We start from the raw sequence: 23,677 nt of genomic DNA, 5'->3' as shown, positions 1-23,677 counted from the left end.
GACGGTCACGGTGCTCTGTCACCGTGGCCGTCATGCCCGCCCCGCCCGCCGTGCGGCGGACGGGATGCGGCTGCGGGGACGGTCTCGTACGCGGTAGGGCCGGGTGTCAGGGGGTCGGGATGCCGCCGGGCCGGGCAGGCCGTCCGAAGCGCACCGGAACGCCCGGCGAATACAGCACGCTCACCGGGGCACCGGCCGGCCGGGGCAGGCCCGCGGCGGTCACCAGGTCCTCGTCGCACTCGATCAGGTCGGCCCGGTGCAGCGGCCAGCGCGGATGCGCGTTCGGCAGGAACATCTGCCGCCCGAAGAACGTGTTGTGCATGCCCCACCGGGCCGTCAGGAAGTGCTCGAACTCGGTGGGCTCCTCGACCCGCTCGCCCACCCGGACGGTGATCCGGCTGCGCGCGCCCCGCGGCCCGGGCCAGCGCCGGGCACTCGTGTACGTGACGGTGTCGCCGCTGTGCCGGATGCTCATCCGGGACCACTGGTACGGCAGCCGGAAGGCGCCGCGCGCGACCGCGACCGGAATCAGCCGTGCTGCGTCCAGGGAGCGGAAGACGACGCCGCGGCGGCCATGGGCGTCCACCGAGTAGAGGCGGACATTGGTCTCGGGAAACGTACCCAGATAGGGGATGCCGGGGAGCCGGAACCAGCCGACCCGGTGCATGCGGAACGCGACGAGGCCCACGTAGGTCGCCCCGTCGTGCAGATCGGGCACCGTCCCGGCCGGAAGCAGCGGCGCCACGTCCGCGGGATCCGCGGCCCAGTGCACGAAGGCCAGGTCCAGCCACGACTGCGTGAGCAGCGGGTTCTCGGTCGAGGCGGCGGCGGGCGGATCGGCGGTTATCGGTTCCGGGGCGGCGGGAGTGCGGACCACGTCATCAGGATCGCAGGGGCCTTCGCCGTGCCCGGCACGGGGGCGGGCATGCAGGCGGGCGCGCGCCCCGCGCGCCGCTGACCGGGGGCGGCGGCGCACGACCGAGCCCCCGCCTGATCGTGTCAGGGTCCGGGGGCTCGAATCGGGGTGCGGCTCAGGAAGCCGAGCGGCGCTCCTGCTCGGCGGCGTTCTTCTCCTTGATGCGTACCGCTTCCTTGCGGACCTCGGCCTGGGTGGCGCGCTCCTTCTGCAGCCACTCCGGGTTGTCCGACTTCAGGGCGTCGATCTGCTCCGTGGTGAGGGCCTCGGTGATCCCGCCGCGGGCGAGACCGGCGATGGACACCCCGAGTTTGGACGCGACGACCGGCCGGGGGTGCGGGCCGTTGCGTCGCAGTTCCTGCAGCCACTCGGGCGGCTCGGTCTGCAGGGCGTTCAGCTCGGTGCGCGAGACGACACCCTCCTGGAATTCGGCGGGGGTGGCCTCGAGGTACACACCCAGCTTCTTCGCCGCGGTCGCGGGCTTCATGGTCTGGGTGGTCTGGTGCGACGTCATGGTCACCAGGGTATCGAGCATGTGAGCTACCGCCGACCACGACCGGTAACCTGGCGGAGTGACAGACTCGCAAGTAACCCCTTCGTTCAGGCTCGCGTATGTCCCGGGGGTGACACCCACCAAGTGGGTGCGGATCTGGAACGAACGGCTTCCCGACGTGCCGCTGACCCTGGTCGCGGTCTCACCCGGCGAGGCGTGCGAGCTGCTGCGGGACCGCGGCGCCGACGCGGGTTTCGTACGGCTGCCGGTCGACGGCACGGACCTCAGCGCGATCCCTCTCTACGCCGAGACGACGGTCGTGGTGATCCCCAAGGACCACGTCGTCGCGGCGGTCGACGAGGTGTCCCCCGATGACCTCGCCGACGAGATCGTGCTGCACCCCCTCGACGACACCCTCGACTGGGAGAGCGGCCTGCCGGGCCACCCCGCGAACGAGCGCCCCGACACGACGGCGGACGCCATCGAACTGGTGGCAGCAGGGGTGGGCGTCCTGATCGTCCCCCAGTCGCTCGCCCGCCTGCACCACCGCAAGGACCTCACCTACCGCCCGCTCGCCGAGGCACCCGAATCGCGGGTCGCGCTGTCGTGGCCCGAGGACGCGACCACGGACCTGGTGGAGGACTTCATCGGCATCGTCCGTGGCCGCACCGTCAACAGCTCACGGGGCCGCTCCCAGTCCGCTGCCCCCACTGCGGACCAGTCGAAGTACAAGACCCCCGACAAGGGCGGCCCCCGCCGCAAGCCCGCGCCGGGCAAGCCGGCCGGGAAGACGGGGACGACCGGGAAGGCGGGGAAGACTGGCAAGCCGGGGAAGACCGGCAAGAGCGCGCGCAGCGGTTGGGGCGGCGCGTCGAAGGGCGGAAAGCGCGGCAAACCCCGCCGCTGAGGTGAGCGACGGGGCGAGTGGCCGCTTCCCGTGGGACCGCTCCTGTAGGGACCGCTCCTGGAGGGGCCGCTTCCGGGGCTAGCTGGTCAGTTGGTCTTGCACGTGTTCCCGGACGCGGGGTTCAGCAGCGCGATGACGTCGATGGTGTTGCCGCAGAGGTTGAGGTCGAGGTCGACGGGGACCTGGATGGCGTTGCCGCTGAGGACGCCGGGCGAGTTCGCCGCGGTGCCGGTCGCGTTGGCGCCGGGGTCAGGGTCGGCGACGGCGGTGCCGGCCCCGCCGATGACGGTGACAGTGGCGAGCGTGGCGGTGGCGAAGAGCGTGCGCATACGCATGGGTGCCTCCTGGCGAGGGAACTGACCTTTCGACCCCCAGGCCTCACCGATTCGGCATGCAGATAAAACGATCATGACCCATCCGCGGCAACCCGGCCCTTCTTTCGTGGGACCTCGGCCGTGTCGCCGGCACGGGCCGTCCGGGGACTTCACTCAGCCGTTCTGCTGTGCCCACCAGGCGAGCACCCCGGCCAGGACGAGGAGCAGGCAGATGGCCAGGTTGGTCCGCCGATAGGCGACCAGGAGCGCGGCGAACTCGCGGATCGTCGCGGTGGGCCAGAAGTACGCGGCGGTGGGGGAGCCCACCACCTGGCCGTTGATCCCGGTGCGCCGGGCGGTGATCGCGGCGCGGAAGGCGTGGTAGTTGTTCGTGACGATGACGCACCGGTAGTCCGGTCGCGCCTGCTCCATGATCGCCTTGCTGTACTTGAGGTTCTCGTCGGTCGTCGTCGAGCGGTCCTCGCGCTCGATCAGCGCGGCGGGAAACCCGCGGTCGATCAGGTAGTCGGCCATCGCATGGGACTCCGGTACGTCCTCGTCCGGCCCCTGGCCCCCCGAGGCGATCAGCACCGGTGGTTCGCCCCGCTCGGCGAGCCGCGCATGCACCGCTTGCGCCCGCTTGAGACGGCTGGCCAGCAGGGGCGGCACGGTGGAGCCGCCGATCAGGCCCGAGCCGAGTACCACCACGTAGTCGGCCTTGCGATGTACCCGCAGCCGGCCGTAGAGGAACGCGTAGCAGATGAAGCATAGAAACAGGAACGAGAGGTAGACGGCGAGACCGCCGGCCGCCGTACCCACTCCGATCCACACCGGCGTCCGCACGACCACCGCCGTGACCACAAGGCCCACTACGGCCAGAATGCACAACGCGGCCAGAAGTGAGAGCAGGTTGGTGGGGCTCCTGCCCTCCTTGCGCACCATCTGCAGGCCGTTGAGGAACAGCAGACACGTCAGTACGAGGATGCCGAGCGACCCCAGCACGAGCAGTGTCCACGCGACCGCCTGACCCGATGCCGGACCGTGCCTGATCAGTTGGAATACCCACGCCGCAAGCCCGCAGAGCGCGGCGAGCCCCAGAATCACGGCATTGCTGAACTTCCTGCGCTCGCGCACCACGCGCACGCAGAAGACGAGAAAGAGGAGCGCCGCCGGGGCGTAGACCAACATCCGCACAGCGTAGGCGTCGTGCGCCGGCGCGCGGACCCCGGCCCGTACCGGAACCGAAGCCGTCCGCTTCAGTGATCTCCGCGGTCAGGCCGTGCCCTTTCCGGGCGACAGGAGTTGGCCCCTGTATGAAGAAGCGAAGCGTACTGGCCGTTGCCTCCCTCGCCGCGGGGGCTGTCATCGCCGCGATCAGCCCGCCGCCGGGAGCGGACACCGATGACGTGAGGGACCCCGCCCACGCCGCGGGGGTGCTGGACGACCTCGGCGAGGCCGAGCAGTTCGTCGACCGCACCTCGCCGGCGCCCGGCGCGGGCAGCGGTGTGGTCGCCCCCGACATCTCCAGCACTCAAGGACTCTGATCCAGCGCTCAGGAACTCTGAGGCGACGCACGCGGGGCCGGGACGTACACGTTCCGGCCCCGCCGCCATTGCACGCTCCGGACGAACACGTGGAGCACCCACCCGTACAAGGAGGACCCGCATGCCCCGTATCCGACAGGCCCGCAGGAGCGCGGCGCGACTCGCGGCCGTGCTCGCACTGAGCCTGCTGACTCTCCCGATGCTCGGCGGCACCGCCGCGGCAGGCGGCACCTGCTTCGCCACCCGCGCCGACGCCCCGATCTACGCCGGGGACAACCCGTGGACCGAGATCGTCGGCCATCTCGACCCGGGCACACCGGTGAACGGCACCCGCGGCGGCGCGGACGCCCTGTGGCAGGTCTCGCGCACCGACAACGGGCAGAAGCTCGGCTATATGCGGCCCGCCGACCTCAGGTGCGACGGCGGCTGACCACGGCCTGACGACGACTCACCGGGCTTCGCCGCGGGCCCCGCGCATGCCGGCCCGGCCCATGCAGGCCCGGCCCTCCCCGTACTGAACCGCACGCCTACGTCCGCGCCCGCGCCGCCCCTGCCGGACCAAATGCCGTGGCCCGCCTGCTCGCCGCACCGGTATCGTCCACCTCCTGACCAGCCGCTTCGGCGGCCCGAAACAGAGGTGGATTTCTCATGACCGGCCCACCCGCGACGACGACGCTCTGGCGCCCGACGGGCCCCGTGGAGCTGGAACTGGTCCGGGACTCGGGCTGGCGCGCCTGGCCGCCCCGGCTGCCGGAGCAGCCGATCTTCTATCCCGTCCTCAACGAGGACTACGCGATCAAGATCGCGAGGGACTGGAACGTGAAGCACGACGGCTCCGGCCATGTCACGCGCTTCGAGGTCGACTCCGAGTTCCTGCGCCGTTACCCCGTCCAGCAGGCGGGCGGCAGGACGATCCTTGAACTGTGGGTCCCGGCCGAGGACCTCGACGACTTCAACGCACACATCGTCGGCGAGATCCAGCTGGTCCACACGTTTCAGTGAGCGCTGGTCCACACGCTTCAGTGCGTGGTGCAGGCCCATCGGGGAGCGGTGCAACCCCCCGATGGGCCTGCGGTCTGTAGGGATGCTTGGCAGGGCTGCATGAGGTGCGGTGCGGAGAGCGCTCTCCCGTAAACGCATCCTGCATCCGCCCCCGCGATACGTCAACGCTTGTGACCGGGACCCCGGAAGTCGCCCCGAACTGCCGCGCGGTGCTGGGCCGGGCCCGCAGGATTCGCGGCAGTCGCTCCTCAACACCCGCTGACCTCAAGGAAGTCGGCGCCCGACGATTCGCGCTCTGCGCGGGGCGCCCCGATCCCGTACGTCCGTCGCGCGCCGCCGAGCCGCCGCCGTCGGCACGCAGTCGTTCACCGTCTCTTGACACGCTCGCTTCACGATGGGAACACTCCGGGAGAGCGCTCTCCCAGCTCCGTATCCATCCGGGCGCGCACAACACCTCACAACACGCGGCTACGGGTGGCCGGTCGGCACCCCCGGCCACCCATGCCCGGCGTCCGGGAGCGCACGGCCACGGCTCCCGGCAGGCCGGTCCCCCCATCCCTTTTCACGTGGCAGGAGGTCTCCATGGCAGCACGGAGATCGAAAACAATCTCGGGAGCGCTGATCGCAGGCGCCCTGTTACTGAGCTCACTCGGCATCGGCGGCATCGCGGTGAGCGCCGACAACGCATCGCAGCCCCAGACGCGGGAGGCGCGGGCGGCACACGCGGGGCACGCCATGGCCGCGTCCACCCGCGTGTCGGCGGAGGACGCCGACGCGGACGGGTACATCCCCGCGAAGTCGCCCGTCACCGGCGTGCAGGCGGCCGCCGAGAATCCGCCGCACCGCTACTTCCACGAGTTCCAGGCGCACTGCTCGGTGACGCACACCGCCCCCGACGATCCCATCGTCTATCCCGGTCAGCCCGGCAAGTCGCACGACCACACGTTCATGGGCAACACCACGACGAACGCGCACAGCACCACGGCCTCTCTGGACGCCGGCTCCACCAAGTGCCTCGCGCCCGGCGACAGGTCGGCGTACTGGATGCCCACGCTGTACAACGGCGACAAGGAGATCCGGCCCGTAGGGGACCAGACGATCTACTACAAGGCCGGCGTCACGGACTACACGAGCGTGCGGCCGTTCCCCAAGGGGCTCAGGTTCGTCGTCGGCAGCCCGATGCAGAGCGCGCAGGAGTTCCGTGACCACCCGGGCTTCGTCGAGGGGTGGGAGTGCGGGGAAAGCTACTTCAACGTCGATTTCCCCCGGAACTGTCCCACGAGCCGTGACACGCAGCTGAACATCCGCTTCCAGGCCCCGAGTTGCTGGGACGGCAAGACGCTGGACTCGCCCGACCACCAGAGCCACATGTCCTACCCGGTGGTCAAGAGCGGCACCAACGACAACGTGTGCCCGACGAGTCATCCCGTCGCCCTGCCGATGGTCGAGTTCAAGATGGCGTTCCCCGTCAACGGGGACATGTCGAAGGTCCGCCTGGCAAGCGGGACCGGCCACTCCTTCCACTACGACTTCTTCAACGCGTGGGACGACGCGACGCTGAAGGCGCTGGTGGATCACTGCATCGTCGGCGGCCTGCAGTGCGACCCGCGCGGCTATGACCAGACGCACCCCGAGGCGGGCGCGGCGCTCGACGAGAACTACGAACTGCCGTGACCGCGTGACCGCGTGACGGCGGCCTGTGAAGGGCGGAGCTCACCCCTTGCCGCCCTTCACAGGCACTCGCCCGCCCATTACCCCCGCATCCGGCCCGCACCCCCACTCCCTCATCCCCCCTCGCCCTGGAGACCCCATGCCCAGACCAGGTACCGCTCCCTCCGCCCGCCTCGTGGCCTACACGGCCGCCGGCCTGCTCGTGGCAGGCGCACTCGTGCTGCCCGCGCAGCAGGCGCTCGCGGCCGGCAGCGTCGTGAAGGTGACCGGATCGCAAGGCGACTGGCAGCTCACCGTCGACGGCTCCCCCTACCAGGTCAAGGGCCTGACCTGGGGCCCCTCCGTCGCCGACGCCGACAAGTACATGCCCGACGTGAAGTCCATGGGGGTGAACACCATCCGGACCTGGGGCACCGACGCCTCCAGCAAATCGCTCTTCGACTCCGCGGCCGCCCACGGCATCAAGGTCGTCGCGGGCTTCTGGCTCCAGCCCGGCGGCGGCCCTGGCAGCGGCGGCTGCGTCAACTACCTGACGGACACCGCGTACAAGAACCAGATGCTCCAGGAGTTCCCCAAGTGGGTGGACACCTACAAGGACCACCCCGGTGTCCTGATGTGGAACGTGGGCAACGAATCGGTGCTCGGACTGCAGAACTGCTATGCCGGGGACGAGCTGGAGAAGCAGCGCGACGCCTACACCACCTTCGTCAACGACGTCGCCAAGAAGATCCACGCGGTGGACCCCGACCACCCCGTCACCTCCACCGACGCCTGGACCGGGGCATGGCCCTACTACAAGAAGAACGCCCCCGACCTCGATCTCTACGCGGTCAACTCCTATGACGCCGCGTGCGACATCAAGGCCGACTGGGAGAAGGGCGGGTACACCAAGCCCTACATCGTCACCGAATCCGGGCCCGCGGGCGAGTGGGAAGTCCCCGACGACGCCAACGGTGTCCCCGAGGAGCCCACCGACCAGGCGAAGGCAGCCGGGTACACCAAGGCCTGGAACTGCGTCACCGGCCACCGGGGCGTCGCGCTCGGCGCCACGATGTTCCATTACGGCACGGAGTACGACTTCGGCGGCGTCTGGTTCAACCTGCTCCCCGCCGGCCAGAAGCGACTCGCGTACTACGCCGTGAAGAAGGCCTACAAGGGCAGCACCGCCGGTGACAACACCCCGCCGGTCATCTCGGAGCTGACCGTCGACGGGGACGCGGGCAAGGTCCCGGCGGGCGCCCCGCTCACCCTGACCGCCAAGGCCGGCGACCCGGACGGCGACGCGCTCTCCTACGAAGTGCTCGCCAACAGCATGTACATCGACAAGAGCAAGGACCTCACCCCGCTGTCCGTCACGGACCAGGGCTCGGGCCGCCTGAAGGTCACCGCCCCGGACAAGCCGGGCGTCTGGAAGATCTACGTCAAGGTCAGTGACGGCAAGGGCAACGTCGGTATCGAGACACGCTCCGTGCGGATCGTGCCGCCGCCGGTCGACGGCACGAACATCGCCCTGGGCAAGCCCGCGACCGCCTCCTCCTTCCAGCCCGGCAGCGGCGACTGCCCGTGCACCGCCGCGAACGCCGTCGACGGCAAGAACGGCACGCGCTGGGCCAGCGACTGGAGCGACCCGCAGTGGCTCCAGGTCGACCTGGGCTCCACCACCTCCTTCAAGCACGTCCAGCTCAACTGGGAGACCTCGTACGCGAAGGCGTACACGATCCAGACGTCCGACAACGGAAGGGACTGGAGGACCGTGCACGAGGTGAGCGCGGGCAACGGCGGCGTCGACGACTTCGATGTGAGCGGCTCCGGGCGCTACGTGCGGGTCAACGGAACACAGCGAGGCACCGGGTACGGCTACTCGCTCTACGAATTCGGCGTCTACAAGTGATCCGCACGTGATCTGAGGCCGGCGCCGCTTCCCGTCGGGGGCAGGAGGAGCAAGCGATGACGCGGGACGAACTGCTGAAGCTGGTGGGCACGCTCGACCTGGTGCGCAAGGTGGGTCTGCTGACGGGAGCCACGGTGTGGCGCACCCGTGCCGAACCAGCGATAGGGCTACGGGAGATGGTCTTCTCGGATGGTCCCGCCGGTGTGCGGGGTGAGGAGTGGGACGAGCGCCGGCCCTCGCTGCTCCTGCCCTCGGCCTCCGCCCTGGGTTCCCTGTGGGACGAGCAGCTGGCCGGTGAACTCGGCGAGCTGCTCGCCCTGGAGGCCCTGCGCAAGAAGGTGCACGCGGTCCTGGCGCCCACCTTGAACCTCCACCGCACCCCGCTGGGAGGGCGCCACTTCGAGTGCCTGGCCGAAGACCCGGAGCTGGCCGCGCGTACGGGAGTCGCCCTGATCCGCGGCATCCAGGCGCACGGTGTCGCCGCGACGGCCAAGCATTACGTGGCCAACGACTCGGAGACCGAACGCCTCACTTTGGACGTACGGGTGGACGAGCGGACGCTGCGCGAGGTGTATCTGGCCCCGTTCGAGGCCGCCGTCCGCGCGGGCGTCTGGCTCGTCATGAGCGCGTACAACGGGGTCAACGGCACGACGATGACCGCCCATGAACTCCTTGCCGAACCACTGAAGGGAGAGTGGGGTTTCGACGGGGCCGTCGTCTCCGACTGGGGCGCCGTGCGGCTGACGGCCGAGAGCGCCGCGGCGGCCCAGGACCTCGCGATGCCGGGACCGGAGAGCCCGTGGGGCGCGGCTCTGGTGGCGGCGGTCCGCGGCGGAAGCGTTTTGGAGGAGGCGATCGACGACAAAGTGGTGCGCCTGCTCACCCTGGCCGATCGCGTCGGCGCACTCGGCAGCGGACGCGGCCTCCCGGCGCACGCCCGGCCGGGCGGCACCGCCCGCCGTTTGCTGCGCCGGGCCGTCGCGGCCGGCACGGTGCTGCTGCGCAACGAAGATGTCCTGCCCCTGGACGCCTCCGCACTGCGGAGCGTGGCCGTCATCGGACGGCACGCCTCGACGCCGCGCCTCCAGGGCGGAGGCAGCGCCGGAGTCTTCCCGTCGGACGTGGTCACCCCGCTGGACGGCATCCGGGCCCGGCTGTCCGGGCGGACCAGGGTGCTGCACGCACCGGGCCCGGACCCGGGCGGGCTGCCCCTGCCGCTCGATCCCGCCCGCTGCGAGAACCCGCTCACCGGAGAGCCGGGCGTGCTGTTGCGCGTACTGACAGCGCACGGCCGCGAGCTGTACGCCGAACACCGCCTGTCCGGGCGGCAGTTGGAGCCGCCGGTCGGGCCGGAGGCGCACACCGTGGAGATCAGCGCGCTGGTGCGTCCGGCCTGCGACGGCAAGTGGACGTTCGGGGTGGGCGGTTACGGCCGGATGAGCCTCGCGGTGGACGGACAGCTGGTGGTTGAGGGTGAGTTCGCGCGGGAGACCGAGGACCCCGCGGTCATTCACCTCGACCCGCCGCGCCGGCACGCCTCGGTCTGGCTCGAGGGCGGGAAGGCCGCCCATGTGGTGGCACGCAGGGAGCTGGCCCCCGGCACCGGCCGTGCCGTCGTCGTGACGGCCGCGGCGCCCGAACCCGACCCGGAACAGGCGCTGTCCGAGGCGGTCGAGGCCGCCCGGCAGGCGGACGTGGCCGTCGTCGTGGTCGGCACCACCGAGGGCAGCGAGGCCGAGGGGCACGACCGCACCTCGCTGACTCTTCCCGGCCGCCAGGACGAACTGGTCTCCGCGGTCGCCGCCGCCAATCCGCGCACCGTGGTCGTCGTCAACTCGGGCGGCCCCGTGGAACTGCCGTGGCGGGAGGAGGCCGGGGCGGTGCTGCTCTCGTGGTTCCCCGGACAGGAGGCGGGGACCGGGCTCGCCGACGTCCTCCTCGGAGAGAGCGAACCGGGCGGCCGACTGCCCACCACATGGGGAGCGGCCCTCGCGGACGCCCCGGTCACGCAGACCCGCCCGCAGGACGGCCGGCTCGCTTACGAGGAGGGCCTGCACATCGGCTACCGGGCCTGGCTGCGGGCCGGGCGCGCACCCGCGTACTGGTTCGGTCATGGCCTGGGCTATACCACTTGGAGCTATGACCAGCTCCGGGTCACGCGCACGAACGGCGGGGCGGGAGCGATGCTCGCCGAGGTGCGGCTGCGCAACACGGGCACGCGGCCGGGGCGCGAGGTGGTGCAGGTCTATCTCGCGCGGCCCGATTCCGCGGTGGAGCGTCCGGTCCGCTGGCTCGCGGGATTCACGGCGGTGCGGGCGGAGCCGGGGGAGCGGGTGACGGCAGCGGTTCGGATCCCGGCGAGGATGCTGCGGCACTGGGATACGGAGGAGGGTGCCTGGCGGACCGAGGAGGGATGCTGGCGGATTCTCGCCGGGCGCAGCGCCGGTGATCTGGCGCTGGCGGCGACGGTACGCGGGCCGGACGGTTGCGCCTAGCGGACGCGCGGGCATGGGAGAGCGCTCTATGACGCCCGGAGGCGGGGCGTTAGGGTTCCCGGATGGACAGACAGATGCCGACGCTGGAGGACGTGGCGCGCGAAGCGGGGGTCTCTCGCGCCACCGTCTCCCGGGTGGTCAACGGCGTGCGCAATGTCGCCCCCGCCATCCAGGACGTGGTCAACGCGGCCATCGAGCGCACGGGCTACGCGCCCAACCGGGCGGCGCGCTCCCTGGTGACCCAGCGCGCGGGCACCATCGCCCTGGTCGTCTCGGGCGCCGGCGACCACTCCGACACGGCGCAGAACGCCTTTGCCGCGCGGGTGTTCGCCGACCCGTTCTTCGGCCGTGCCGTCAGCGGGGTGGTGGGCTTCCTGCGGCCGCGCGGCATGCATCCGGTGCTGATGTTCGCCGAGACGGAGGACGCCCGCCGACAGGTACTGACCTATCTGCGCCAGGGCAACGCGGACGGCGCCCTGGTCGTCTCGACCCATGCCAGGGACCCGCTGCCGGAGTTGCTTGCCGAAGCACGGCTGCACGCGGTGTTCTTCGCCCGCCCCGCACTGCGGGCCCGTGTCACGTTCGTCGATTTCGCGCACCGGGACGGGGCGCGGCTGGCCGCCGATCATCTCCTTGCCCGCGGCTGCCGGCGGGTGGCGACCGTCTCGGGACCGCTGGACATCCCCGCGGGGCGTGAGCGCCTGGCCGGGTTCCAGGACGGCATGGAGCGCGGCGGTCAGCCCTACATCCCCGTCGCCGAGGGCGGGTTCACCCTGGAGAGCGGGGCGAGGGCGATGCGCGGGCTGCTGGCCGGGCATCCGGACATCGACGGGGTGTTCGCCGCCAACGACCTGATGGCGCAAGGGGTGTGCCAGGCCCTGAGGGAAGCGGGCAAGCGGACCCCCCAGGACGTGGCGGTGGTCGGGTTCGACGACTCCAGTGTCGCGGTCACCTGTGTGCCCCCGCTGACGACGGTGCGCCAGCCGGTCGAGGAGATGGGCGCGGAGATGGCCCGGCTGTTGCAGGAACAGATCGAGGGCGTACGGACCGACCCCACCTCGGTGATCTTCGAGCCGGAACTCGTGGTGCGCGAGTCGGCTTAGGGGCTGAACCGCTCCTGAGTCTCACCTCTGCGCACCGGAGGTGCCGGGTCGGTCCCCGGAGCCGACGATGGCGGTGACGCGGATCTCCACGCGCATGGCGGCGAGGCCGAGGACCGTGACGCCGGTCTCCGTCCAGATCGGCGCGCGACCGCCGAGGCGGCGGCGGAACTGTTCGGCCATGACCGTGTTGTGGTCGTCGCCGATGACGTCAACTCCCGGTGCGACCTTGTGGTACGAGTTGACGTGTATGACGTCCTTCCATGTCGCGCCGACCGTGGCGAGCGTGCGCTCCACGTTGTCGAAAGCCTGGATGATCTCGTCTTCCAGCGAGTCGGGGATGACCAGGTCGTCGTCCACCCCGGCCTGGCCGGAGATCTCGACCCGATCGCCGACGCGGACGGCCCCGCTGTAGCCGAGGGCCTTGTGCAGCTTCTCGCCGAAGCCCGGGGTGACGCCGAAGGTGACGGTGCTCATGATGCTCCCTCTTCCTGTCCACAGGGGTGCGTGTCCACTGGTATGACTTCACGCGTAAAGTGAAACTAGCAGCAATGACTTCAAGCGTAAAGTGACGGCGGGCTTCGCCGGAGGGTTGGGAAATTCCATGAGCAGCACGGGAGGGCCTGCGGGCGGCGCGGGCGGGCACGAGGACGGCGAGGAACTGCGATGGCTCGACGAGCAGGAGAAGACGGCGTGGACGGGGCTGATCTCCCTGGTCCTGCTGCTGCCGGCCAAGCTGGAGTCGCCGTTGCGGCAGGAACACGGCCTCACCCTGTTCGAGTACCTCGTGCTCAGCCATCTCTCCGAGGCGCCGCAGCGCAAGCTGCGGATGGGAGAGCTCGCCTTCCTCGCCAGCGGCTCGCTCTCCCGCCTGTCCAACGTCGTCAAACGCTGTGAACAGCGCGGCTGGGTCGCACGGACACCCGACCCGGCCGACGGCCGTTACACCCTCGCCGAACTCACCGACGCCGGCTACGACATCGTGGACCGGGCGGCGCCCACCCACCTGCGTGCCGTGCGCCGGATCGTGCTCGACTCGCTCGACGCGACCGACCAGAAGGCCCTGGCCCGCATCGCCGAGAAGCTCCGCATCGTCCCCGACGACTTCGGCTGACGGCGCCACGGGATGCGGAACACGCCGTGCGATGTGAGCCTGGATGTGGGGGAGACACAGAGAGGTGGTTGGCCCATGTCAGTCATGGACAAGCTCAAGCAGATGCTCAAGGGCCACGAGGACAAGGCCGGGACGGGAGTGGACAAGGCGGGTGACTTCGTCGACGACAGGACCCGGGGGAAGTACTCCAGCCAGGTCGACACCGCGCAGGACAAGCTGAAGGACCAGTTCGGCAGGGACCAGGGCCAGCCCCCGCAGTCGTAGCCTCAGCCCGCCCTCAGCCCGCATTGTCAGTGCCCGCCGCTAGCCTGGGATCTTCCATCCGCGCTGTGGCTGCAGCGCTGCCGCCCCGCCCCCGTCTCCGAGTGATGCCGGAGAGGGGGCGGGGCGTTCGGCCTTCCTGCCAGGGCTAAAGGTCAGGTCCAGGGTGAGGGTTGAGGGGATGACCGGGGGATGACCTAGGGCAAAACGCGGTAGTGCGTGGTCAGACGGTGGTTGTCGTCCAGGATGTGGAAGGCGAGGCCGGGCGGCTGTTCGCGGTCCGCGGGCTTGTCGCCCTCCCAGGGCAGCCGCAGCGTCCAGGTGATGGCGGGGCCGACGATCAGCGGGCGGGCGGCGAACGTGCTGGCGGCCGCGGTGTGGGCGTGGCCGGTGAGGACGGCGGCCACCTGCGGGTGCGCTTCGAGCAGCGCGGCGAGCTGTTCGGGCTGCTGGAGGGTGTACGCGTCGGGCAGTGGGTGATGGAGCTCGACGGGCGGCTGGTGGAAGGCGAGCAGCGCCGGGGTGCCGTCGGGCAGTGCGGCCAGGGTGGTGTCGATCCAGGCGAGAGTCTCCGCGTCCAGGAGCCCCTCGTCGCGGCCGGGAATGGTGGAGTCGCACATCAAGATGGCCGTGCCCGCGATGTGGTGGACCTCGTTGGTGGGGCCCTCGCCGGGCGCCTGGCCGAGCAGGGCCTTGCGGTAGGCGGGGCGCGCGTCGTGATTGCCGGGACAGGTGAGGACCGGGAAGGGCGCGGCCAGGATCCGGGCCGCTTCCTCGTACTCGGCTTCGTCGCCGTGGTCGGCGATGTCCCCGGTGACCAGGAGGGCGTCCACCGGGCGAGGCAGGTCGCGCAGATAGTTCATGACGTGCGTGGCGCGACGGGTCGCCCGTTCACTGCCGTCGAGGTGCAGGTCGCTGATCTGGGCAAGCAACGCTGTCATCGCTCGGTCTCCTCCTTGCGGATGCGCGGCGCGGGTGCCCGCCTCGCATGACTAACGGAAGTTTTCAGTTTTCCGTTAGGACAGTAGAGTGTGCCGCGAATGCGATCAAGAGGCTCACGGCAGCGCCCGGAGACGGGCGGAGGAAGAGGAGACGCCCCGTGGAGCGCTGGCCGGCACTGGAACTGGCGAGCACGATCCGCCACGACGGGGACGGCGGGGTCGCCGACGACCTGGCCACGGTCGAGGACGCCACCCGCTGGATCCGGGCGCAGGAGGGCCTGCTGCCCCCTCACGTCCGGGCCGCGGACCTCACGGCGGACGAGGAGCTCAGGCAGACGATCATCGAACTGCGGCGTGCGGTAAGGGCGTTGTTCGCGCGCGCGGTCAGCCCCGCACCGCCCAGCCCGGCGGACGCCCAACGCCTGATGCCCGCCGAAGAGGCGCTGGCCCGCCTCAACACGAGCGCCGCCCGCGAACTGATCGCCCCGCAGCTGGAGTGGCCACGCGAAGGAACCCCCGCCACACGGCTGCTGACGGCGCAGGACGACCCGCACACCGCCCTCGTGGCAGCCTTGGCCCGCGCCGCGGTCGACTTTCTGAGCGGCCCGCATCGCGAGCAGCTGCGCGCCTGTACGGCGCCCCGGTGCGTGCGCTACTTCGTCAAGAGCCACGGCCGGCAGGAGTGGTGCAAGGCCTCATGCGGAAACAGGGCCCGAGCGGCCCGCCACTACCGGCGTCATCGCGTGGCCCCCGAGGGCGGCTCCGCGCCGTCGTGACGAGGGCCGGTGTCCTCGGCACGACCGCTGAAATCCCAGGCACCGACGTCGCGGTAGCGGATGGGCCCCGGACCGCGGCCGAAGTTGCTCGCGACCAGATGCAGACGCCCGGCCTGCCACGGCCTGCCGGTGAACCCGGCGAGCCCGTCAGCGGCCGCCACCACGCATGACGGGGTGTCCCGGCGGGCGCGGGCCAGCGTCAGATGCGGCCGGAACGGCCGATCCGACGGGGGCAGTCCGCAGTCGTCGATGACGCCACGCACCTCGGTGGCGAGCTGATGCAGCTCATCGAGGTCCCCGCCGATTCCGCTCCACAGCACCCGCTCGTCGAAGTGCCCGCCACCGCGCAGCTCAAGCGTGAGGGGAGGGCGGGCGGCTGCGAGGCGCGCGAGCGGCGTGCTCAGGAGCCCGACCACCGAGTCGGGAACCTCGCCGAGGAACGCCAGGGTGATGTGCCAGTCCTCGATGCGGTTCCACCGCATACGGGGGTGCGCCTGATAGGCGGGGCCCAGTGCCTGCGCCAGTTCCTGCTTCGCGTCGTCGGGCGGGGCCAGTGCGATGAACACGCGGACGGTCGCGGGCTGAATCTGTTCGTTCACAGAAGACTTCGTACCGCATCCCGGCGACCGGACAGCCACCGGCCCCGCCCTGATCCCGACGACGGACGGGTCACCACGCCCTCACTCGTAGGGGCCGCCGCGGAAATACAGGCTGCCGCGCGTCCGGGCCCGGTCGCCGCGCTCGTGCGCCGCGTCGGAACGGTCGGCGGCATCCGACCGCGCGGCCAGCACCCGCAGTGTCTCCAGACCGGCAAGGACGGCGGAGCGATGCCGCGACTTCTTCATCCACGACGGCAGCCGCGCGAACATGGACATGGTCGGCCGCACTCCGTCGCGTTCGCGCAAGCGGGCGCCTACGTAGGCGGACAGTTCGGCGGCGTGCTCTTCGTTGTAGGCCCACAGGATCTCGCCGGCGCAGCGGGTCTGCAGCCACAGCGGCCGCCGGAAGAACGGGTCCTCGCTGCCGCCCAGCACGACCCCGACCAGACCGGCGCCCCGCACCTCGGGCTCCCAGTCGGCAACGGCCCCGCACCCGGCGCAGGCCAGCCGCCGTGGCTGGAACTGCAGCTCACTGAAGTACCTGGGTGCGGGGAGGCCGGGCCGGGGAACCACCAGCGCACGCCCGCCGCACGCGGGGCAGACCACCAGCATCCGGCCGGCGAACCGGGCCAGCCATGCGCCGGTGCCGTGGTGGCGGCCGGGCCCGGTGTCCGAAGCGCAATCCATGGCCGACACCCTCGCAGACGCCCGTCGCAGCGCGCCCCCCGGCTCCCCTCCGCAGACGCCCGTCGAGACACCCCGGACCCGTGAACCGTGACAGTCGGACCCTGCGATCCAGCTCATGGGCCGCACCGAGTTCTGCGTATCTCCCGTCGGGGAACTGCCGCCCGGGCCCGCGCTCTGCTACGCAGGAACTGGCCTCGCGTGAGGGCGCAGCCAGTGTGCCGTGGGGCGCCAAGGGGGGAATCATGCGCGATTCCGTACGACGTGCGAGCTCGCGGACACCCGAACGCGAGAGCCCGCGGGTGCCGGTGAGCGACCCGAAGCTGGGCGTCGAGGTCAGTCCGAACCGGGCCGGCGCTCCCCGCCACCGCCTTGTCGCGGTGGGGGATTCGCTGACGCAAGGGTTCCAGAGCGCGGCCGTCTTCAACACGGGGCTGTCGTATCCGGCGATCATCGCGCACGAGCTGGGATGGTCCTCCGGCTTCCGCTATCCCCTCTACGGGGGCTTCGGCGGAATGCCGTTCAACCTCGAGTTCTTCCTGCGCGACCTGGAGGACCGCTACGGGCGGACCGTGGACTGGTGGGAGGTGCCGCTCGCCCTGTTCCGGGCCCGCAACGTGATGGACCGGGTGGAGGACTACTGGGAGCGGGGGCCCGGCAGCAAGGTGCCTTCGACCACGGCGATCATGCACAACCTTGCCGTGTTCGGGTGGGACCTGCGCGACGCGCTGTCGAAGTCGGCGGACGAGTGCCGCAAGCGGCTCGATGTGCCCAAGGACGATCTGGTGAATCAGATCGTGCAGAACGCCGGGGAGCGCGCCGCCCTGCGGGTGCTGCCCACGCGGCCCGAAGCGGCGGGCGCCCTGACCCAGTTGGGGGCGGCGGCCGAGCTCGGCAAGGACACCGACGGCTCCGGCTCCCCGCACGGCATCGAGACGCTGGTCGTCTTCCTCGGTGCGAACAACGCGCTGCGGGCGGTGACCGAACTCCGTGTGGTGTGGAGCGAGGACTCCGGCTTCGACGACCTGGACGGCAAGCGGCGCTTCACCGTCTGGCGGCCGAAGCACTTCATCTCCGAGCTGCGCAAGGTCGCCGCGCAGGTCGCCGGCATCAAGGCGCGCCACGTCATCTGGTGCACGGTTCCGCACGTGACCATCGCGCCGATGGCGCGCGGCGTGGCGGGCAAGACCGAGCCGGGTTCGCGCTACTTCCCCTACTACACCCGGCCGTGGATCAAGGACAGCGACTTCGACAAGGGCAGGGACCCGAACATCACCGCGGAGCAGGCGCGACAGGTGGACGACGCGATCGACGCGTACAACGACGCGATCACGGAGACGGTCCTGACTGCCCGGATCAAGGGGAAGGACTGGTATCTGCTGGAGACCAGCGGCCTGATGGACCGGCTGGCGTCGCGCCGGTACGCCGAGGACCCGCTGGCGCGCCCGGACTGGTGGCAGCCCTATCCACTGCCGTCGGCGCTGCAGGCGCTGTCGCCACCGCCGAACTCCCACTTCCTCGTGAGCAAGAACGGACGGCGCGCCGACGGCGGGCTGTTCTCGCTCGACGGTGTGCACCCCACGACGGTCGGGTACGGGATTCTCGCCCAGGAGGTGATCAACGTGATGCGGCTCGCGGGCGTCCAGTTCTTCCGCCCCGACGCGAGCACGCCCCGCCAGGGCCCGGTCCTCGTGGACTTCGACCGGCTCATCCGCCATGACACGCTGGTCAACCGGCCGCCGGCGAACGTGGGTTCGGCCCTGAACGTCCTGGGCTGGGCCGATGAGGCCCTGGACCTGTTCCGGCGGGTGTTCGCCACGCTCTGACTGCCTGACGGGTCTGAACGGATTGACGAGACCGGCGAGACTGACGGGTCGATACGAAGCCGACCCCGAGGCGCACCCCTGACTGGTCCCCGAGACGGTCCCCGAGCGATCTCCGGGGCTTCCCCGATGGTGCACGGTGTGCGTGGCTGGTCAGCTGTTGTCATGAGTAAATTCCGGTCAACGCGCCGTCTGTCAGCCGTCTTTGCCGTGGTGGCTTCGCTTCTTGTCGCCGTGCCTGCCGTCGCCGAATCCCGCCGCGAAAGTCCGCGATTACCTGAGCGGACGCAGGCAGCACTGAACGACATCGTGGAGCAGGGCACGCCGGGTGTGATCGCCGGCGTGCGCGACGGCCACCGGGAGTGGAACGGGCGGGCGGGTGTCAGTGACCTTTCCACCGGCCACCCGCGCAGCATCGAAGAGAAGTTCCGCATCGCCAGCGTGACCAAGACCTTCACCGCCACGGTCCTGCTCAAGCTCGAGGCCAAAGGAAAACTCTCGCTGGACGACAGCCTCGAGAAATGGCTGCCCGGCGTGGTGCGCGCCAAGGGTTACCGGCCGGGCGCCATCACCGTGCGGCATCTGCTCAACCACACCAGCGGGATCTTCGACTACAACAGCGACGAGAAGTTCCGTGCTCTGTACGCCGGTGAGGAGTTCGACAAGAACCGTTACAACCGGTGGGCCCCCACCGATCTGGTGGACATAGCTCTCGCCCATCCGCCCAACTTCCAGCCGGAGCAGGGCAGCAGGCCCGGCGAGCCGGGAGAGTGGGACTACTCCGACACCAACTACATACTCGCCGGAATGATCATCGAGAAGGTCACCCGCGGCAGCTACGAGAAGGCGGTCGAGCGCCTGATCATCGAACCGCTCGCCCTGCACGGCACCCGGGTGCCCGGCGCCTCGCCCCGGCTCCCCGCACCGCATGCGACGCACTACTCCACGCTCTTCGCGGACGGGCCGCGGCCCGGGGTGTACGACGTCACGGAGTTCAGCCCCACGGTGGCCTTCTCCGCCGGCCAGATGATCTCGACCGTCGGCGACGTGAACACCTTCCTGTCGGAGCTCCTTGGCGGCAAGCTGCTCCCCGCCGCCCAGCAGCGGGAGTTGCTCGACGCGGTGCCGGTGGACGGCGACAAGGGGCACGGCGGTCCCGAGGACGGCTACGGCCCGGGCATCCGGCATTTCAAGCTCGCCGAGGACTGCTGGGTGTGGGGCCACGGCGGCATGATCCCCGGATCCGCGACCAGGACGGTGGCTTCGGCGGACGGCCGGCACGTGATGACCATGAACCGCAACGGCGACTGGGGCGAGCAGAAGCTGGAGGACGCGGCTGTCGAGGCCGAGTTCTGTCAGGGCTGAGTGGTCATCGGGGGTGGCCGGGTCACGGCGTGCTGTGCTTTCGGGCGCGGTAGGCGGCGGCTTTGACGCGGTTGCCGCAGGCCTGCATGCCGCACCAATTGCGGCGGGCGCCGCGCGAGCGGTCGAGGTAGAGGCGGGAGCAGCTCGGTCGGCTGCATTCCTTGAGGCAGTTGTCGTGGTCGGCGAGCAGGGTGATGGCTCGGCGGGCGACGTGAGCCAGTGCGGAGGGCAGGTCGCCGTGCAGGTGCAGGCCCGTGTCGCTGAGCCGGGCGGTGGGAGGCGGCCCGGCGGCGGCGTTGTTGAGGACGTCCAGGTCGGCCGGGCCGTAGTGGCGGCCCTGCATGCGGTCCAGGGCGAGCCGGTGGATGGCCTCGCGGAGTAGCAGGGCGGAGGCGAACGTGGCCGGGTCGGCGGTCACTTGGTCGGGCAGTTCCTCGCAGGCGAGGACCCACTGCTCGAGGTCGGAGGGGGTGGTCAGGAGGTCGGCGGGCCGGTCGTGGCGGCTCTCCACGGTGGCGACCAGGTCCAGGGCGGGGTTGCCGCTCATGAAGGCGAATTGCACGTCACCATCTTGACCGGTGACGCCCGGCCGGGCAACACTCGTCACCTGTTGAACCGGTGACGCCGAGCGGGAGGGCGGGGTGGGGAGCGGATGTCCGTGACAAGCGAGGCCGGGATCGAGGCCGTCGTCTTCGACGTACTCGGAACGATGGTGGACGAGTCGGGAGGGCTGCGCGCGGCCGTGGTCGAGGCGGTCTCCGCGTCCGGCGAGACCCCCGACGGAGCGACGGTCGACCGTCTGCTCACGGCATGGCGGGACCATGTCGAAGGCGAGCAGCGGCGCATGGGGGAGGGGAGCCGGGCGTACGCCAACAGCGAGGTCATCGACCGCGAGGCGGCGGAGCGCGTGGCCGCGCATGCCGGCCTCACCGATCCCGCGGCCGTCACCCGCCTGGCCAGGGCGGCGGAGCGCCTCACGCCCTGGGAGGACTCGGTCGCCGGGCTCGCGCGCCTGGCGGGGGCGTTTCCCGTACTGGGGCTTTCCCATGCCAGCCGTAAGGCTCTGCTGCGACTGAACGCACACGCCGGGCTGCGCTGGCACCAGGCCCTGTCGGCCGAGGACGCCCGCGCCTACAAGCCGGCCCCGGAGGTCTACCGGCTGGCGATCGACGCGACCGGCTGCCCGCCCGAGCGGGTGCTGATGGTCGCCGCCCACGCGTGGGATCTTCGCGGAGCCCGCGCGGCCGGCATGCGAACCGCCTATGTGCGGCGGCCGGTCGGGGACCCGCCGCGGAGCACCGACCGCTTCGACTGGCGGGCACAGAGCCTGGACGAACTGGCCGCGGGACTGGCGGCCGCGTAGGGGCGTCGTCGGATCAGGTCAGGAGAGGCGGCGGCACGGGGGAGGCCGGTCGTACCGTCACAGCCTGCTGCCGGTGGCCTCCTGCACGGCGATGAGCGCCTGTGTCAGACCGTGCCCCGCGTGCCGCCAGGCCCGCGACCGCTGCTCGCGCGAGTAGCGGCGCGGGACCACCTCGACCAGCATGATCAGGTAGAGGTAGCAGCGGTACAGATTCAGGCGCAGCCGTACGGATTCGGTGAACCGCACGTCCCCGCCGGCCCCGGCGTATCCGGCCAGGAGCGCTTCGTCCTCCTCGATGTCGTCGAACAGGGCGAGCGAGACCAACTCGGCGACCGGGTCGCCCCAGAACATGCGCTCCCCGTCGACGACACCGCCGATGGTGCGGGCGCCGGGAGCGCCGTCGAGCAGCAGGTTGCCCTGCCACAGGTCGAAGTGGACGAGCGCGGGCCGGGTGACCTCGTCGAGGACGCCGTCAGCCGACGCGAGTATCTCGCGCACGTCCGGTACGGGACGCGGCAGACGTGCGTCATAACGCCGGGCGTCGTGGAGCACGGCCCGCGTCATGGCGGTGAAGGCTTCGCGCCAGGTCGCCGCGGGCGGCCCGAACACGCCGGAGGGGTACCCGAACCCGTCCCCCGTCACGGCGTTCAGCCGGGCGACGATTCCGCCCAACTCCCGCCGCAGCCGCCCGCGTTCCTCGGCGGTCAGCTCTGCGTCGACCATGTGCCACGGGATCCCGGGGCGCTCGGTCATGACGAGGTGGGACACCTCCGACAGCTCACCGTCGAGCCCCGCGTGCACCACCTGCGGTACCGGCGCCCGGTGCACGGCGGCCGCGGCACCGTAGTACACGCTCTCGCCGCGCAGCAGATCGTGCTCGTACGAAAGTGACGGCGCGCCGCTGCCGGAGGGCGGCACCTTCACGACCCAGCGCCGCCCGTCCCGCAGCGTCACCCGCCGCACCGTGTTGTAGGTGCCCCCGGTCAACGGCGCGCACTTCGCGACATCGTCCGCGGCGACGCCGGCGGCGGCGAGCGCGCCGGCCACCGAGGGTTCAAGGACCGGGTCCACAGGTGCTCCTCCGTCGCTCCATCGGCCTCCCGGGAGCGGATCACGCTCACCAACTGGGCGGTTGCAGGGCTGAGTTGACAAGGTTAATACGCGAGAGGACGGAGAAGGCCCGGTTACCGGGGTGATACGAGTGCCGTCTTGGGGGCCGGGGCCTCTGCCGCGGTCTTGGGCTGGTCCGGCAGAAGGTAGGCGCGACGCCAGCGGAGGAAGGGGCGTTCGATGCCGTTGTACGTGACCACGGCCGCGGCCAGTGTGATGGGCAGGACTGCCGCGGTCGCGGTGAGGAAGGCGTCCACCACCGGGCGCCCCGTCGGCTCGAACCACCAGTGGCGTGAGATCAGCGCGGTGATGATCATGTAGTGGAGCAGGTAGACGGAGAAGCTCATTTCGCCGACCTTGGCGATGCCCCTGGACACGAGGCCCGTCGAGGAGACGGTGGCCACATAGGTCAGCACCACCAGGGACCACAGGGCTCCTTCGACGTCGACCCAGAGCAGACGCGCGGCGTGCCCTTCCTGGAAGGAGTGGGTCTGGTTGAAGGCCCATACCGCGCCGGTGACCATGGTCGTGGCGACGGCCACCTTCAGAAGGCCCTGGAACCGTTCCCGGTGGTGCACGAAGAACCAGGCGGCCACCATGCCAAGCAGGAACTGGTCGATCCTGCCCGCGAGACTGTAGTAGAGCATCGAGTTCACGTTGATGCTGCCGGTGGCCGAGGCCCACACCAGGGTGCGGAGCACGGCGATGGCGGCCAGGAGCTTGAACAGAGCCGTGGGCCCGTGCTTGGTGAGCATCCTGCTGAACAGCGGGAACAGCAGGTAGAACTGGAGCTCTACCGCGATGGCCCACCACATCTTCGACACCGCCCCCAAATTGAGGGACCCGGGCAGGTTCCCGAGACCGGCCAGGGACTGGACTACGGCCGGCAGGTCCGCGCCCTGCTTGTGCGCGCCGACACCCAGGATGATCAACGCGATGTAGAGCGGAAAGATCCGCAAGACCCGGTTGCCCAGGAAGCGGCCGTAGTGGACGTCCTTGCCCAGGGTGCCGATGGTGAAGATGAATCCGGACAGCACCATGAAGAGGGCCACTCCGGTATGGCCTTCCAGCACCAGAGTGCCCAGCGGGTTCTCCGTGTACAGCCAGCCGCGCGGATCGCTGTTCGGGGTCTCCCTGAGGAAGGGAGAGATCATCTGCGTTCCGTGGCAGAGGAGCACGAGCACGGCAGCGTAGGCACGCAGATGATCCACGGACACGAGGTACTGCCGATTGCTGCTGCGCATGCATGGACGACAGCACCCCGCACGGCCGTCGACACAGCACATCCCCGCGCGCTCCCCCTTCTGC

25 protein-coding genes are annotated in these 23,677 nt (G+C 70.6%); 14 read left to right on the top strand and 11 right to left on the bottom strand.

Annotation, left to right across the window (positions count from 1 at the left end):
* Positions 1-106: 106 nt before the first annotated feature.
* Both IE226_RS05420 and IE226_RS05415 read right to left on the bottom strand, forming a co-directional pair.
* Complete coding sequence (locus IE226_RS05420; protein WP_190079839.1) at positions 107-877, bottom strand: YqjF family protein; 771 nt, start codon at positions 875-877, stop codon at positions 107-109.
* A gap of 154 nt (positions 878-1,031) precedes the next feature.
* A complete protein-coding gene (locus IE226_RS05415) occupies positions 1,032-1,430 on the bottom strand; it encodes a DUF5997 family protein (RefSeq protein ID WP_190079838.1) in 399 nt (132 codons plus the stop codon).
* Positions 1,431-1,488: 58 nt separating this feature from the next.
* On the opposite strand from IE226_RS05415, the gene IE226_RS05410 reads away from it, so the two are divergent.
* Complete coding sequence (locus IE226_RS05410; protein WP_190079837.1) at positions 1,489-2,316, top strand: LysR family substrate-binding domain-containing protein; 828 nt, start codon at positions 1,489-1,491, stop codon at positions 2,314-2,316.
* An 86-nt stretch (positions 2,317-2,402) separates the two neighbouring features.
* Here the strand turns inward: IE226_RS05410 and IE226_RS05405 are convergent, their stop codons facing one another.
* Positions 2,403-2,651, bottom strand: a complete 249-nt coding sequence (locus IE226_RS05405; RefSeq protein ID WP_190079836.1) for a chaplin — start codon at positions 2,649-2,651, stop codon at positions 2,403-2,405.
* A 153-nt stretch (positions 2,652-2,804) separates the two neighbouring features.
* A complete protein-coding gene (locus IE226_RS05400) occupies positions 2,805-3,818 on the bottom strand; it encodes a YdcF family protein (RefSeq protein WP_190079835.1) in 1,014 nt (337 codons plus the stop codon).
* Positions 3,819-3,943: 125 nt separating this feature from the next.
* On the opposite strand from IE226_RS05400, the gene IE226_RS05395 reads away from it, so the two are divergent.
* The 7 genes from IE226_RS05395 to IE226_RS05365 all read left to right on the top strand — a co-directional run bounded on the left by IE226_RS05395 (position 3,944) and on the right by IE226_RS05365 (position 12,336).
* A complete protein-coding gene (locus tag IE226_RS05395) occupies positions 3,944-4,174 on the top strand; it encodes a hypothetical protein (protein ID WP_190079834.1) in 231 nt (76 codons plus the stop codon).
* 121 nt (positions 4,175-4,295) lie between these two features.
* Positions 4,296-4,604 carry a hypothetical protein gene (locus IE226_RS05390; RefSeq protein ID WP_190079833.1) on the top strand — a complete coding sequence of 103 codons (309 nt, stop codon included), beginning with the start codon at positions 4,296-4,298 and terminating at the stop codon, positions 4,602-4,604.
* Positions 4,605-4,822: 218 nt separating this feature from the next.
* Positions 4,823-5,176, top strand: a complete 354-nt coding sequence (locus IE226_RS05385; RefSeq protein WP_190079832.1) for a hypothetical protein — start codon at positions 4,823-4,825, stop codon at positions 5,174-5,176.
* A gap of 582 nt (positions 5,177-5,758) precedes the next feature.
* Positions 5,759-6,850, top strand: coding sequence for a DUF1996 domain-containing protein (locus IE226_RS05380; protein WP_190079831.1), 1,092 nt, complete (start codon positions 5,759-5,761; stop codon positions 6,848-6,850).
* A 136-nt stretch (positions 6,851-6,986) separates the two neighbouring features.
* Positions 6,987-8,738 carry a discoidin domain-containing protein gene (locus IE226_RS05375; RefSeq protein ID WP_190079830.1) on the top strand — a complete coding sequence of 584 codons (1,752 nt, stop codon included), beginning with the start codon at positions 6,987-6,989 and terminating at the stop codon, positions 8,736-8,738.
* Between the two features lie 56 nt (positions 8,739-8,794).
* Positions 8,795-11,233: a glycoside hydrolase family 3 C-terminal domain-containing protein gene (locus tag IE226_RS05370; RefSeq protein WP_190079829.1), complete on the top strand. Its 2,439-nt coding sequence runs from the start codon at positions 8,795-8,797 to the stop codon at positions 11,231-11,233.
* 62 nt (positions 11,234-11,295) lie between these two features.
* Positions 11,296-12,336: a LacI family DNA-binding transcriptional regulator gene (locus tag IE226_RS05365; RefSeq protein WP_190079828.1), complete on the top strand. Its 1,041-nt coding sequence runs from the start codon at positions 11,296-11,298 to the stop codon at positions 12,334-12,336.
* Between the two features lie 21 nt (positions 12,337-12,357).
* On the opposite strand, the gene IE226_RS05360 is transcribed toward IE226_RS05365, so the two are convergent.
* Positions 12,358-12,810: a Rid family hydrolase gene (locus IE226_RS05360; RefSeq protein ID WP_190079827.1), complete on the bottom strand. Its 453-nt coding sequence runs from the start codon at positions 12,808-12,810 to the stop codon at positions 12,358-12,360.
* A 127-nt stretch (positions 12,811-12,937) separates the two neighbouring features.
* On the opposite strand from IE226_RS05360, the gene IE226_RS05355 reads away from it, so the two are divergent.
* Positions 12,938-13,447, top strand: a complete 510-nt coding sequence (locus IE226_RS05355; protein WP_190079826.1) for a MarR family winged helix-turn-helix transcriptional regulator — start codon at positions 12,938-12,940, stop codon at positions 13,445-13,447.
* Positions 13,448-13,522: 75 nt separating this feature from the next.
* Positions 13,523-13,711, top strand: a complete 189-nt coding sequence (locus IE226_RS05350; protein WP_190079825.1) for an antitoxin — start codon at positions 13,523-13,525, stop codon at positions 13,709-13,711.
* 194 nt (positions 13,712-13,905) lie between these two features.
* Here the strand turns inward: IE226_RS05350 and IE226_RS05345 are convergent, their stop codons facing one another.
* A complete protein-coding gene (locus IE226_RS05345) occupies positions 13,906-14,649 on the bottom strand; it encodes a metallophosphoesterase (protein WP_190079824.1) in 744 nt (247 codons plus the stop codon).
* A gap of 158 nt (positions 14,650-14,807) precedes the next feature.
* On the opposite strand from IE226_RS05345, the gene IE226_RS05340 reads away from it, so the two are divergent.
* Complete coding sequence (locus IE226_RS05340) at positions 14,808-15,425, top strand: CGNR zinc finger domain-containing protein (protein ID WP_190079823.1); 618 nt, start codon at positions 14,808-14,810, stop codon at positions 15,423-15,425.
* Here the strand turns inward: IE226_RS05340 and thpR are convergent.
* Positions 15,386-16,024 carry an RNA 2',3'-cyclic phosphodiesterase gene (gene thpR, locus IE226_RS05335; RefSeq protein ID WP_190079822.1) on the bottom strand — a complete coding sequence of 213 codons (639 nt, stop codon included), beginning with the start codon at positions 16,022-16,024 and terminating at the stop codon, positions 15,386-15,388. The genes IE226_RS05340 and thpR overlap by 40 nt on opposite strands.
* Before the next feature lie 81 nt (positions 16,025-16,105).
* A complete protein-coding gene (locus IE226_RS05330; protein WP_190079821.1) occupies positions 16,106-16,711 on the bottom strand; it encodes a hypothetical protein in 606 nt (201 codons plus the stop codon).
* A 242-nt stretch (positions 16,712-16,953) separates the two neighbouring features.
* Here IE226_RS05330 and IE226_RS05325 point away from each other — a divergent pair, with 242 nt between their 5' ends.
* Together IE226_RS05325 and IE226_RS05320 are read left to right on the top strand one after the other, a co-directional pair.
* Complete coding sequence (locus IE226_RS05325; protein WP_190079820.1) at positions 16,954-18,534, top strand: hypothetical protein; 1,581 nt, start codon at positions 16,954-16,956, stop codon at positions 18,532-18,534.
* A 210-nt stretch (positions 18,535-18,744) separates the two neighbouring features.
* Positions 18,745-19,896: a serine hydrolase domain-containing protein gene (locus IE226_RS05320; RefSeq protein WP_229870511.1), complete on the top strand. Its 1,152-nt coding sequence runs from the start codon at positions 18,745-18,747 to the stop codon at positions 19,894-19,896.
* A 22-nt stretch (positions 19,897-19,918) separates the two neighbouring features.
* Here IE226_RS05320 and IE226_RS05315 read toward each other — a convergent pair whose 3' ends face one another.
* Positions 19,919-20,458: a CGNR zinc finger domain-containing protein gene (locus IE226_RS05315; RefSeq protein WP_190079818.1), complete on the bottom strand. Its 540-nt coding sequence runs from the start codon at positions 20,456-20,458 to the stop codon at positions 19,919-19,921.
* A 90-nt stretch (positions 20,459-20,548) separates the two neighbouring features.
* Between IE226_RS05315 and IE226_RS05310 the strand changes: the two genes are divergently transcribed.
* Complete coding sequence (locus IE226_RS05310) at positions 20,549-21,259, top strand: haloacid dehalogenase type II (protein WP_190079817.1); 711 nt, start codon at positions 20,549-20,551, stop codon at positions 21,257-21,259.
* A 57-nt stretch (positions 21,260-21,316) separates the two neighbouring features.
* On the opposite strand, the gene IE226_RS05305 is transcribed toward IE226_RS05310, so the two are convergent.
* Together IE226_RS05305 and IE226_RS05300 are read right to left on the bottom strand one after the other, a co-directional pair.
* Positions 21,317-22,330 carry a phosphotransferase family protein gene (locus tag IE226_RS05305; protein ID WP_190079816.1) on the bottom strand — a complete coding sequence of 338 codons (1,014 nt, stop codon included), beginning with the start codon at positions 22,328-22,330 and terminating at the stop codon, positions 21,317-21,319.
* A 113-nt stretch (positions 22,331-22,443) separates the two neighbouring features.
* Complete coding sequence (locus IE226_RS05300; protein WP_190079815.1) at positions 22,444-23,613, bottom strand: acyltransferase family protein; 1,170 nt, start codon at positions 23,611-23,613, stop codon at positions 22,444-22,446.
* Between the last annotated feature and the right edge of the window lie 64 nt (positions 23,614-23,677).

It is taken from the genome of Streptomyces longisporoflavus, assembly GCF_014649775.1.
Taxonomy (GTDB): domain Bacteria; phylum Actinomycetota; class Actinomycetes; order Streptomycetales; family Streptomycetaceae; genus Streptomyces; species Streptomyces longisporoflavus.
This window is presented reverse-complemented; position numbering and strand designations above follow the sequence as displayed.

Bases quoted from the DNA above. Each gene is read 5' to 3' on its own strand.
- IE226_RS05415 (WP_190079838.1), bottom strand. From the start codon at position 1,430: ATGACGTCGCACCAGACCACCCAGACCATGAAGCCCGCGACCGCGGCG.
- IE226_RS05405 (WP_190079836.1), bottom strand. From the start codon at position 2,651: ATGCGTATGCGCACGCTCTTCGCCACCGCCACGCTCGCCACTGTCACC.
- IE226_RS05400 (WP_190079835.1), bottom strand. From the start codon at position 3,818: ATGTTGGTCTACGCCCCGGCGGCGCTCCTCTTTCTCGTCTTCTGCGTG.
- IE226_RS05395 (WP_190079834.1), top strand. From the start codon at position 3,944: ATGAAGAAGCGAAGCGTACTGGCCGTTGCCTCCCTCGCCGCGGGGGCT.
- IE226_RS05390 (WP_190079833.1), top strand. From the start codon at position 4,296: ATGCCCCGTATCCGACAGGCCCGCAGGAGCGCGGCGCGACTCGCGGCC.
- IE226_RS05385 (WP_190079832.1), top strand. From the start codon at position 4,823: ATGACCGGCCCACCCGCGACGACGACGCTCTGGCGCCCGACGGGCCCC.
- IE226_RS05380 (WP_190079831.1), top strand. From the start codon at position 5,759: ATGGCAGCACGGAGATCGAAAACAATCTCGGGAGCGCTGATCGCAGGC.
- IE226_RS05375 (WP_190079830.1), top strand. From the start codon at position 6,987: ATGCCCAGACCAGGTACCGCTCCCTCCGCCCGCCTCGTGGCCTACACG.
- IE226_RS05370 (WP_190079829.1), top strand. From the start codon at position 8,795: ATGACGCGGGACGAACTGCTGAAGCTGGTGGGCACGCTCGACCTGGTG.
- IE226_RS05365 (WP_190079828.1), top strand. From the start codon at position 11,296: ATGGACAGACAGATGCCGACGCTGGAGGACGTGGCGCGCGAAGCGGGG.
- IE226_RS05360 (WP_190079827.1), bottom strand. From the start codon at position 12,810: ATGAGCACCGTCACCTTCGGCGTCACCCCGGGCTTCGGCGAGAAGCTG.
- IE226_RS05355 (WP_190079826.1), top strand. From the start codon at position 12,938: ATGAGCAGCACGGGAGGGCCTGCGGGCGGCGCGGGCGGGCACGAGGAC.
- IE226_RS05350 (WP_190079825.1), top strand. From the start codon at position 13,523: ATGTCAGTCATGGACAAGCTCAAGCAGATGCTCAAGGGCCACGAGGAC.
- IE226_RS05345 (WP_190079824.1), bottom strand. From the start codon at position 14,649: ATGACAGCGTTGCTTGCCCAGATCAGCGACCTGCACCTCGACGGCAGT.
- IE226_RS05330 (WP_190079821.1), bottom strand. From the start codon at position 16,711: ATGGATTGCGCTTCGGACACCGGGCCCGGCCGCCACCACGGCACCGGC.
- IE226_RS05325 (WP_190079820.1), top strand. From the start codon at position 16,954: ATGCGCGATTCCGTACGACGTGCGAGCTCGCGGACACCCGAACGCGAG.
- IE226_RS05310 (WP_190079817.1), top strand. From the start codon at position 20,549: ATGTCCGTGACAAGCGAGGCCGGGATCGAGGCCGTCGTCTTCGACGTA.
- IE226_RS05300 (WP_190079815.1), bottom strand. From the start codon at position 23,613: ATGCGCAGCAGCAATCGGCAGTACCTCGTGTCCGTGGATCATCTGCGT.